An 11,854-nucleotide genomic window follows, 5' to 3' on the forward strand; every position below is an offset into this window, starting at 1 on the left:
CAATTTGTATCGTCTCACCACGTTGCGAGGTAATTATGAGTGACTTTTGTCAACCAGTACTCCGGTTCTGAGTAGCGGTTTTCGGCATTATATGGCTATCATGCACCAAGAATTGGTAAGTGTGTATACAATTTGCTGTATGAACGGCCCTATTTTGCATAAAATGAAAATAACGCAAATAAATTAGTAATATTTATTGATATTTGTGGCGAGTTTTCTAGATTTATATGTATATTTGCATCTGTGAAATTATTAAATTAATGTAAACATTTGAATTGAATCAAGGTCATGTTGGCTTAACGTAATCAAACAAACAGATGGTAGGCTGAAAAAGAGGGTAAAGATTCTGCCACTGTGTCAAAGTGGGTGACCAATGCCTCTCAACCATTTCTCGAAATGATCTTCAAGATTGCAGAAGTCTTAGAGTGCAAAATTATGGATTTGATTCGTGAACAAGAATGACAGATTTAAACTATTGGATACATGGCCAAACAATTTTTTACAAACAAAGATGGCAACACTCTCATGAAAGAGTTTGAGGGTTTGCTCAAACACAACCCAAGTATTGAGTGTCTTGACTCTGTTGTCGGATTCCTTCGTGCTTCTGGTTACTTTACATTGCGCCCTTTTCTTAATAGCATCAATAAGGTTCGCATCCTTATTGGCATAGATGTGGACAAGTATATTGCTAGCGCACATAACAAGGGTCAACTGTTCTTTGGTGCAGAAGAGGAAGTTAAACAAGACTATCTCGCACAGTTGTGTAAAGATATTGAGTCATCGACCTATTCAAGCCATGTAGAAGGGGGAATATTCCAAATGATAGACGACCTGATAACAGGGAAACTTGAACTTCGTGCTCATCCAAGCAAGAAGATACATGCCAAAATATATTTGCTCTATCCAGAAGAATACAACCAATACACTTTTGGCGCAGTTATTACTGGTTCCAGCAATTTGAGCGGTAATGGTTTGGGTATCAGCCAAGAGAAGCAATATGAGTTCAACGTGCGCTTGACCGATTACGAAGATGTTCAGTTCGCCAAGGATGAATTTGAAGAACTTTGGAAGGAGGCAGAAGGTTGTCCTATCACTGCAGAAGACATCAAGACTGGTCCTATACAGCAAACTTATTTGAATGGAGACGTTACTCCGTATGAGCTTTATATCAAGATGCTTATGGAGTACTTCTCTGATCGGGTCCTTGCAACTGATGCGAATGATGCATTCAGAATGCCTGAAGGTTATACAAAATATGAGTATCAGAGTGATGCAGTTATTGAAGGTTACAAAAAACTTATCAAGTATGATGGTTTTTTCCTGGCTGATGTTGTCGGTTTGGGTAAGACAGTTATCGCCACTATGATTGCAAAGCAATTCTGCATTGACAATGGTTATGAGAATACTAAGATACTTGTGGTACACCCACCTTCTGTAGAGCAGAACTGGAAGCAGACTTTCACGAACTTCCGTATTAACATGAACGCACGCTTCATTAGCAATGGCAGTCTGAGCAAGGTGCTTGACGAGAACAACTACGACTACTGGAATGCCGATGAGTATGACTTGGTATTGGTGGATGAAGCACATAAGTTTCGTACCCATACGAATACTGCGTTTACCGAATTACAGGAAATATGTAAGATGCCACGTGTTGAGACAGGAGGCATCCCAGGATTTAAGAAGAAGGTGATGCTTATTTCTGCTACACCTATGAACAACACTCCTGCAGACCTCTACAATGAGATTCTTCTTTTCCAGGATCCTCGTTGCTGTACTATTGATGGTGTGTCTAATCTGACTTCATTCTTCTCTCCTTTAATTGTTGAGTTCAAGAAGTTGAAGAAGGATCCAAACTATGACCTTGCAAAGTTCAAAGAATTGGCAGAGAAGGTTCGTGACCGTGTCATCAAGCCTATAACAGTCCGTCGTACTCGTACTGATATTGAGGCTATCCCTCGTTATAACAAAGATATTCAGGGTTTCCCGAAGGTTGCAGCACCAGACATGAAGACATACGAAATGAATGACCGTATTGCCAATATGTTTGAGAGCTCAATGGAAACCCTTGTTAAGAAGTTGACGTATGCTCGTTATCAAGCAATTGCTTATCTTCTCCCTGAGAAGTCAGATGGTCTTTATGATAATGCGGAATTGATTTCTCGCAGTTTGGCAAGCATCCGTAAAAACGGACTTGTAAAGCGTCTGGAAAGTTCGTTCTATGCCTTTAAGACAAGTATCGGTCGCTTCCGTGATGCCAATCAGTATATGATTAACATGTTCGAGAATGATCGTGTATTCATTGCTCCTGACCTCGACATCAATAACCTTTATGCACAAGGCTATGATGACGATGAGATTGAAGAGAAGTTGCAGCAGAAAGCAGAAGAGAATCCAAAGAATGCAGTATTCAAGGCTGAGGATTTTGCTCCTGAGTTCATTGAAATGCTGCGTACAGATCAAGCCGTTCTTGAAGCAATGTGTGCCGACTGGGACACTGTTGACGTAGAAGGTGCTGATGACTCTAAGTTTGCCAAATTCAATGATATCCTGAAGCATGAACTCTTTAAGAAAGACCGTAACCCTGGGCAAAAACTTGTCATCTTCTCCGAGTCAAAGGATACGGTAGAATACCTCCATAAGCGTCTGAACCGCAAGGATGTATTGGTTATTGACTCCGGCAATCGCAACAAGCTCTTCAAGACTATTCAAGAGAACTTTGATGCTAACTATAAGCGTTCTCTCCGCAAGGATGACTACAACATCATCATCACCACAGATGTACTTGCCGAAGGCGTGAACCTCCATCGTTCAAACATCATCATCAACTATGATACCCCTTGGAACTCAACCAAGTTGATGCAGCGTATTGGTCGTGTAAATCGTATTGGATCTGAGGGAAAGAATATATATAACTATGTGTTCTATCCTTCACGTCAGGGTAACAAGATTATCAAACTCAATCAGATAGCCCTTTCAAAGATTCAGACCTTCCATTCAACCTTTGGTGAGGACAATCAGATTTACTCTCAGGAGGAAATTATTGACCGCAACCTTGAAAAGCTCTTCACAGAAGGTTTGCAGGCTGAAAAGGGCGAGTTCAACGAGGAAATTCCATTCTATGAGGAACTTCGCTCGCTCTATCTGAACAATCGTCGTGAGTACAACCGCATAGCCAAGATATCGCTCCGTAGCCGTACTGGACGTGAATCTCGTGAGATTGACGGTGTTACACTCTCACAAGACACATTGGTGTTCCTGAAGACGAATATGCGTAAGTCTTTCTTCCGAGCAAGTGATGAGTCGGTTGAAGAACTCTCTGTAGTTGATGCACTTAAATACTTTAAGGCAGATACTACCGAAGAGAAAACAGACCGCATCGAGCATCACCATGACCATGTGCTTAAAGCCATTGATAAGTTCAAACAGCTTCGTGGTCAGGAACAGGTAGAACAGGAGGCTCAAACACAACAAGCTGGTTCTGTGATGGGTGCTCAGGTTGGTATGGCAGCAAACTTGCTTAACCTTTTCCTCCCTGAGATTCAGGATCAGACCATCTATCAGCAAGTTGTTCAACTCCGCATCCTTGCAGAGCGTGGTGTTATCACTGTGATTGCAAAACGTCTTCAGCGCATGACTAAGGAAATGCAGCGTGGTAAGTTGAGTCATGACGATGCTCTGTCACAGATCATTGATATGGCAAAGAAGTACAACGCTTATTATCTGAGTGCCGAAGAATTAAAGCATGAGACAGAAACCGAGGCAGAAATCATTCTTAGTGAATCCTTCAAATAAAAGAAAATATGGACTATCGTTCAATTATAGAATCCAGATATAACCGTCAAAACTGGCAAGGTCTCTTGTACGACATCTTCCGTCAGCGTGTCCAGTTCTGGCAGCAGCCACAGGCAGTTGTGGTAGATGAAAGCATGGCTAAACATGCTCTCTACACAGGAAAGATTAACCTTCCTGATGGTCATGTTATTGCCATCTATGAGGTTGAACTTAGTGATAGTGTTGTTATTGAACGCAATCGTGCTGGCATTCGCAACCTTCTCTGCACAAACTGGCGCGGAATGGGTTGTGCAGGTGCGTTTATGTTCTGTTTCCGTCAAAATGAAGCTGTACTTCGTTTCTCATACGTTAGTGAAGCCTTTACGTTTGCTGAAGATGGCTCTCTTGCGAAGGAAAGTACCGACACAAAGCGATTTACATATCTTCTTGGCGAAGGTCATCGTTCTCGTACTGCCATTAAGCAGTTTGAGGATTTGAAGAAGAGTGCTCTGGACTTGAAAGCAATCACAAAAGCATTCTCAGTCGAAGCTCTTAGCGACCTCTTCTTCAAGGAGTACAAAAGCAGTATGAAGACATCATTGAGTTTATCACTGGCAAACGCATGGTCAAAGTGGCAAACAAGTGGGAAGAACAGGTTACTGGTCAACCTTGCCACGAAATTATGCAAGAGTTTGCACAGTTCGAGGATGCAGAAAAGGCAGTCCGTGACTATGTGAAGAAACTCATGGGTCGCTTGGTATTCATTCAGTTCCTTCAGAAAAAGGGCTGGATGGGGTGCTCTGCTGGCGAGGCATGGAATGATGGTGATAAAGAGTTTGTTCAGAACCTCTTCGCCAATACGCTATACAAGAATACCTTTGTGGATGATGTTCTTGAACCCCTTTTCAATGACATCAACTCTAAGCGAAAAGGTGATATTGTTAGCGATGCAAAAGTTGGCACAAATATAAAGGTGCCATATCTCAATGGTGGCTTGTTTGAGAAGGATGAATATGACAAGACAAAGTTCCCATTACCAGCTAAATACATGAAATGCCTTCTGGATTTCTTTGCGTCATACAACTTTACCATTGACGAGAACGATCCTGATGATGCAGAAATCGGAGTTGACCCAGAAATGCTTGGTCGCATCTTCGAGAACTTGCTTGAAGACAACAAGGATAAAGGCGCATTCTATACTCCGAAGGAGATTGTTCAATACATGTGCCGTGAGTCGCTTATTGCATACTTGCAGACAGACGTAGCAGAGGATGTCAAGTCACAAATCCGTGAGTTTGTAACTACAAACAATGCGTCAGATCTCTCTTCGGAACTATCCGTAAGCATTGACAAGAAGTTGAAGGCTGTCAAAATTTGTGACCCTGCTATTGGTTCTGGTGCATTCCCTATGGGTTTGCTCCGTGAACTCTATGCTTGCAGAAAGGCTATCGAAGGAATTGACGATGAAACAGCGGTCAGAATCAAGACAGAAATCATCCAAAACAATATCTATGGTGTTGATATTGAGAAGGGTGCTGTAGATATTGCACGCCTCCGCTTCTGGCTTGCTCTTATCGTAGACGAGAAGAGTCCTCATGCCTTACCTAATATGGATTTTAAGATTATGCAAGGCAATTCTCTTCTTGAACAGTATGAAGGAATTGATTTGAGTGGCATGTCACTCAACGAACAGCGTGCTCAGAAGGCTCGTGCAAAAAAACAAGTAGCTTGGCATCAGACATTTGCCTTTGATGAAAAAGATGCTCTTGATAACATTCAACATGCGATAAAGGAGTATTATCTTACTGATGAGCACTCTGCAAAAATACATCTTCGCGGTATAATCAATGAAAATGTTCGCAGTTATATCCTTAATCTTAAAGGATGGACTCCGGATATTCAGCGAAAACTTCAGGACCTTCCTATCCCTAATGATCAATTCTTCCTGTGGCATATTTACTTTAAAGATGTGTTTGACAATGGGGGGTTCGATATTGTTATTGGCAATCCTCCATACTTTGTTTATCAAGCCCAACATGTAGGAGAAATCGAGACCTTGCGAAAGGACTCGGATTATTCTATTGCGTTTGGAGGCAAATTAAATGCATACAAATTGTTTCTTGCAAATGCGCTAAAGAAACTGATTAAGGAAAATGGCATCAATTGTTTCATTTTCCAGAATTCATTTCTGGGAGATAAGCAAGCTACAAATCTTCGAAAGTATATTTTGGAGAATGCACAAATAATAAATATAGAATCGTTCCCCGAAAGAGATAGTAAGAAGAAACGCGTTTTTGAAAGCGTTAAAATGGGTGTATGTATACTCATCATTCGTAATGCTTCTTCAAATGAAGAGTTTGTTGTCAATATATGGGATGATAAGTATAAATCAAGTGGCTTGACTACAAGCTTTTCTAAAGATGACATTAAAGCTATTGATAGTGTGGATTTTGTAATTCCTCGAGTAAAGAAGGAGTATAAGAGCACCGTCATTCAAATGATTTCAAAGCGTTCATTGAAGCTAAAGTGTTATGAAGGAGAACTGAATGTAACATTCCATAAGAAAATGTTTACACAGAATCCCTCTTATCCAACAATTCTAAAGGGGGCTGCAATTCAGCGTTTCTTCTACACACTGCAAATGAGTCAAGGTCAAATAGAGTATCTAGATGAAAACTCTTATTTATCAAAGTTCGGTAATTCGAATAAGGCACAGCATCATAATGTTGAACGAATCGCAATGCAAGGAATGACAGGAGCAAATGACAAACTCAGTATAGTTATGTGTATTGTTCCTGCAGGTTATTACCTTGGAAATTCTTGTAATTACATTCTTCCACATAAAGATATAGATATAAAAGCCTTACTCGCTATTTTGAATTCGAAAGCAATCAATTGGTTCTTTAGATGCTTTAGTACCAATAGTAACGTTAATGGCTACGAAGTTGATAATTTTCCAATTCCATTTGTGGATTTGGATAGGCAGAAACAACTTTCAGCCCTCGTAGATAGCATAGAAAAGAAAAAAGCTTTGAGCGTAATGTCTGACATTTCTGAGGAGGAGAATAAGATAAACGATGTTGTTTATTCATTATTTGAGCTCTCAGACAAACAGATTAAAATAATAGAAGAGTAAGATTGATGATACAATAAGTTAAGGAAACATCCTGTCAGAAGAACGAGGGCACTAAAAAAGTCCCTTGATATCAATACCAATTTTTATTAATGGATGGTGAAGTGAAAGTCGCAATCAATTATGAGCGTGTTGCCGACGATTCTCGTTGGGATGGTTTAAAGGATGTCTTACAAATACTGATACACCAATACAAGACGTTTATGCTGAATATTACAATCTTTGGCATGTGGAATGGGCTTTTCATATAGTGAAATCAAAGTTAGAGATACGGCCTATGTTTCATTTTACGCGCTGCTCATATATGTATCTGCTTTGTAGCTTTGAAAGTCTACAAGGAATTGGAGGGTATGCAGAAAGTCTCTGAGATTAAGATGAGTGTAGACAAGGTGCTTGTATTGGCAAAGACCATTACGACAATACAAATTAAAGTACCTCTGAACAAGAATGTTTACACCCAAACCATGTTGATGGCAAGGCTTAAGAAAATAGTAAAACTCTTTGACGAAGATTTTTGGGTGACACGATGATGAAGTCTGTAAAAAGTAGCAATATGTTTATTGGCTTTATTTCTGATAAAGAATAGATGATAGAACAGCTTTGAGTTTCCTGCACTGGTAGATGTAGGGAAAGGCTGGAAGATATCGCTTCAAGACGAGGATCTTCCAGCCTTTATTGTACTGGTTATGTGTGATTTATAGCGAAGCTGGAAGATAGGGTGCTTTTTGAAGCACCATATTTATGTTTATATCCCCAGTTTCTCAATCTTGTTGTATATTGTTTTGCGGTCTACGCCGAGCAGACGGGCGGCTTTGGCTTTGTTGCCGTTGGTCTGTTGTAGAGCGGTGATGATGCGTTGGCGCTCCGTGTCCTCGTCGTGCAGTTGCAGGACGTTGTCGGTGCGTATCTGTCCCATCGCCAGCGTCAGTTCGGCGGTGGTGATCTGCGAGCCGCGTGTGAGCAGCACCGCACGCTTCACCACGTTGTTCAGTTCGCGGAGGTTGCCGGGCCATGAGTGTGAGGCGAGCATCTCCGCAGCGCCAGAGTCGAAGCCCTCAACGTTGCGGTTCAGTTCCTCGTTGGCGTGACGGATGAAGAGATCGGCGAAGAGGAAAAGGTCGCTGCCACGCTCCGAGAGCTTGGGCATGTAGATGGTGAACTCGTTGATGCGATGGTAGAGATCCTCGCGGAAACGGCCCTCGCTGACAGCCTCCTCAAGGTTTTCGTTCGTAGCGCAGACGAGTCGGATGTCGATGTCTATCTCCTTCGTTCCGCCGACGGGTCGGATGCGACGCTCCTGCAGCGCACGCAGCAGTTGCACCTGCACTTCGTAGCTCAGGTTGCCCACCTCGTCGAGGAACAGCGTGCCACCGTTGGCTATCTCGAACGCGCCGCGCTTGTCGGCGTCGGCGCCCGTGAACGCTCCCTTCTTATGACCGAAGAATTCGGATGCTGCAACGTCGCGCGGAATCGCTCCGCAGTCGAGTGCGAAGAACGGACGGTCATGGCGCTGACTGAGGTCGTGAATGCGGTGAGCCACGTACTCCTTGCCGGTGCCCGACGCTCCGAGTATGAGAACGGACATCGGCGTCGGAGCCACCAGCTCTACGTAGCTGTATAGCTGTCGAGAGGCTTCGCTCTTGCCCTCGATGTAGCGGGGAGCGGCTTCCGAGTTTTGAGTTTTGAGTTTTGAATTGTGCGCCGTTGGCGCATTTTGAGTTGTAGAGTTTTGAATTGTTGCATTGTTTTGTTGCGTGTTCTGCTCCATCGCATCGTTAATCTTCTGCAGCAGAATGTCGGGCTGCACAGGCTTTGCTATATAGTCGGCAGCGCCCGACTTCATGGCGAGCACCGCGTTCTGCACCTCCGCATAGTTGGTCATCACGATGAACGGCGCATTAATGCTGTGCTCGTGCATCCAAGCCAGCAGTCGGAGGCCGTCGTGATCGGGCAGTCGGAGGTCGGAGAGCACGAGGTCTACGCTCTTCATGTCCACGAGCAGCTTCACGGCAGCACCCATCGATGTCGCCTTGTCCACCTCAAATCCCTTTCGGCGCAGCCATGTCTGTAGCATTGTGCCGAAAGCGATGTCGTCTTCTACAATCAGTATATGTCGCATAGTATTTTCTTAAGTTTCTCTATCAGTTGTTTTGTTAATCTTTCGCGTTCTTGTTCGTTAGGGGGTGTAGTTGTTTCCTCAGGGGGTGCACTTGTCTCAAGTGCACCAACCAAGATGTTTTTTTCTTCGCTTTGTGGGTGTTGTTGCTTTGTTGGTGCACTTCTTGCTCTGGCAAGCGGCGAAAGCCGAGCCGAGACAAGTGCACCCCCTGGGGTTTGCAGTGGTGCGACCCATTGGTTTTTGCCAGGCTCAATCATCTCAAGCAGCGGCATCGCCTTGTGCGCCGCCTTCGCAACGCGCTCAGGGTCAGAACCGTCGCCAATCATCTCTAAGTATTCCTCTATCGACTTGCGTATGTCGCCTATTATCTGCGCTTCCGCTTCGGGGTCGCCGTCGGTGAAGGGTAGGAGAGCGATTTTGAGTTTTGCGCTCGGCTCGTAGAGACGCTTGCCAGAGCAAGAATTTTGAGTTTTGAGTTTTGAATTATCCTCGGCTTCGCCTGCGATTGTGAGTTTTGAGTTTTGCTCTTTCTCAGAAACCCTTACTACAGCGCCCGTCAGTTGACAGATGGTGGCGGCGAGTGTATGCACCGAGAACGGCTTGAACAAACAGGCGTCGAAGCCGTCGCTGCGCAGTTGCGGCATGATGCTCTGCTCGTGTGCCGTCATAGCCACGAACTTCGTGCGGAGTACGGACTTGTCGGTTGCAGACGTAGCTGACGATGCGTTGCGTATGCGGCGCATTATCTCGCTGCCGTTCATCTCCGGCATCTCGATGTCGGTGAACACGATGTGCGGATTCTTCTCCACAGCAATCTTAATGGCTTCGTCGGCGTGTATGGTCGTCGTGATGTCGAACTGCACGCCGTCGATGCGCCGGAGCATCTCGTTGAGGAGCTGACCTTGCAGGCGGTCGTCGTCTACTATCACCACGGAGATTATGGGTTGAGATGTTGAGGTGTTGAGGTGTTGAGACTTGCCTTTAGGGGGTGCACTTGTCTCAAGTGCACCAACCATGCTGTTATGTTTGCTTTGTTGGTGCAGTTCTTTGCTTTGTTGGTGCAGTTCTCTGCTTTGTTGGTGCACTTGAGACAAGTGCACCCCCTGAGTATGTTTGCTTTGTGAGTGCACCCCCTGATTAGTGACCACCTTTACCGGCAGACACACTCTGAACGTTGTGCCCTTGCCCTTTGTCGACGCAACATTTATTCTGCCGCCGAGCAGCGTCACAATCTCGCGAGTGATAGTGAGTCCGAGGCCCACGCCCTCCTTGCCTTGAGCGCCGGGCAGACGCGTGAAGGCGTTGAACACACTCTGCAGTTCTTCGGGTGTCATGCCGCAGCCAGTGTCGCTCACGCTCAGCGTCATCCAACCATTCATAACGGTTATGCCGACACGCACCTCGCCCTCGTCTGTGTATTTGATAGCGTTGCTCACGAGGTTGTTCACGATCTGCTTGATGCGGAACGCGTCCGAACGGCAGAACATATCCTCCGCAACGTTTATATCTGTAGCCAAGCGCAGCTGTTTAGCCATAGCCAGCGGCTGCATCTGCGCTACACACTCGCTGACGAGCGCAGTCGGCTGGAAGCTCACCTCGTGTCGCTCCGCCTTTCCGCTCTCCAGCTTATGATAGTCGAGCAGCGCCGACACCAGTTGCAGCAGATGATTAGCCGAGCCCGATATGCTCTGCAGGTAGCCCACCGCCTTCGGACGGTCTACATACTCGCTGAGCAGGTCGATGAAACCGGCAATCGACGCCGCCGGCGCCTTTATGTCGTGCGTGATGGTGAGCAGCAGTCGCTCTCGCTGCTGCATGATGCGCTCCGTCTCCGTCTTCGCTTCAAGAATGCGCTGACGGTCGCGGCGCTCGCGCTTTATGTCTCTGAGGATGTACACCACGAGAATTGCCGCCGAGAGAATCGCCAACAGTCCCAGCACCGCAATTCTCACAATCATGGCACGTCGCGAACTGATAGCCTTGCCCACAACACGCTGCAGGGCGTTGTGCTCGTCGCTCTGTATGTCCTCCAGCAGCTGCCATGTGCGCTTCGTCAGCTGAATGCTCACCAGCTGCAGGCGGTCGTTTCGCGTACTGATGATGTCCTGCTGGCGGTCGTTGGCGCGTTGCTGCTCGCTATGAATCTCGGCAAGCGCATTAGCCACCGAGTCGGCGATGTTCAGTCGGTGATGGATGGTGTCGGTAGACGGCTGATGCGTCAGTCGGGTAGTGCTTATGGTGTCGGTGCGCTGTTTGCGGAAGGCGTCGCCCAGTCGTCTGAAGAAGCCGCGTTTCGTCTTCACCACCTCGTACACCGTCTCGTGCTGTTCGTGGCGCTCCTTCGTCTGCGGACTAATCACTATCGAGTCGCGTCCGCTGTGCAACGCCTCCACCTTATTGTTGTAATAGATGTCGCGGCTGTTGTTTTTCAGTACGTTCATCACGAGCAGCGTGTTCTCGCGTTTCGCTATTAGCAGTGCCATTAGCGTATCCAATCGCTGCTGTTTCAGCGTGTCGTTCAGTAGCAGGCGTAACTTACGTGCCTGCCTTTTCGAACCGCTGAGTGCGCGGTCGAAGCGTTCCCATTTGCTTGCGTCGCCGAGCAGCACGCTGCGTTCGGCATTGGCGGTCTCGAGCATCGAAAACACGAGCGAGTCGACAATGTCGCGGCGTGCCATAAAGCGCTCCGAGGCGTGGTTTACGGCTGACAACGAACGCGTGTTGTCGTATACCATCCATGTGGCAGACAGCAACACTATGGCGAGCAAAGCGTAGCCTACAAGTATTTTTATTCTGGTGCTGAACATATATGCTTCAAAATTCTTATC

5 protein-coding genes and 1 pseudogene are annotated in these 11,854 nt (G+C 45.8%); 4 read left to right on the top strand and 2 right to left on the bottom strand.

The window, feature by feature from the left end:
• Positions 1-483 precede the first annotated feature (483 nt).
• The 4 genes and pseudogenes from KTQ90_RS00405 to KTQ90_RS14030 form a co-directional block, all read left to right on the top strand.
• Entirely contained in the window at positions 484-3,795 is a 3,312-nt protein-coding gene (locus tag KTQ90_RS00405; protein ID WP_254359228.1) for a helicase-related protein, read from the top strand.
• 8 nt (positions 3,796-3,803) lie between these two features.
• A complete protein-coding gene (locus KTQ90_RS00410) occupies positions 3,804-4,511 on the top strand; it encodes a hypothetical protein (protein WP_217316786.1) in 708 nt (235 codons plus the stop codon).
• Positions 4,406-6,910, top strand: coding sequence for an Eco57I restriction-modification methylase domain-containing protein (locus KTQ90_RS00415; protein WP_217316787.1), 2,505 nt, complete (start codon positions 4,406-4,408; stop codon positions 6,908-6,910). Before KTQ90_RS00410 ends, KTQ90_RS00415 begins: the two co-directional genes overlap by 106 nt.
• A gap of 77 nt (positions 6,911-6,987) precedes the next feature.
• Positions 6,988-7,437: pseudogene (locus tag KTQ90_RS14030) on the top strand (IS1634 family transposase); the annotation flags it as partial.
• 215 nt (positions 7,438-7,652) lie between these two features.
• Here KTQ90_RS14030 and KTQ90_RS00420 read toward each other — a convergent pair.
• A complete protein-coding gene (locus KTQ90_RS00420; RefSeq protein ID WP_217316788.1) occupies positions 7,653-9,026 on the bottom strand; it encodes a sigma-54-dependent transcriptional regulator in 1,374 nt (457 codons plus the stop codon).
• Positions 9,011-11,833: a hybrid sensor histidine kinase/response regulator gene (locus KTQ90_RS00425; protein WP_217316789.1), complete on the bottom strand. Its 2,823-nt coding sequence runs from the start codon at positions 11,831-11,833 to the stop codon at positions 9,011-9,013. Before KTQ90_RS00425 ends, KTQ90_RS00420 begins: the two co-directional genes overlap by 16 nt.
• Positions 11,834-11,854: the final 21 nt, after the last annotated feature.

It is taken from the genome of Leyella stercorea (genome assembly GCF_019052365.1).
GTDB lineage: Bacteria > Bacteroidota > Bacteroidia > Bacteroidales > Bacteroidaceae > Prevotella.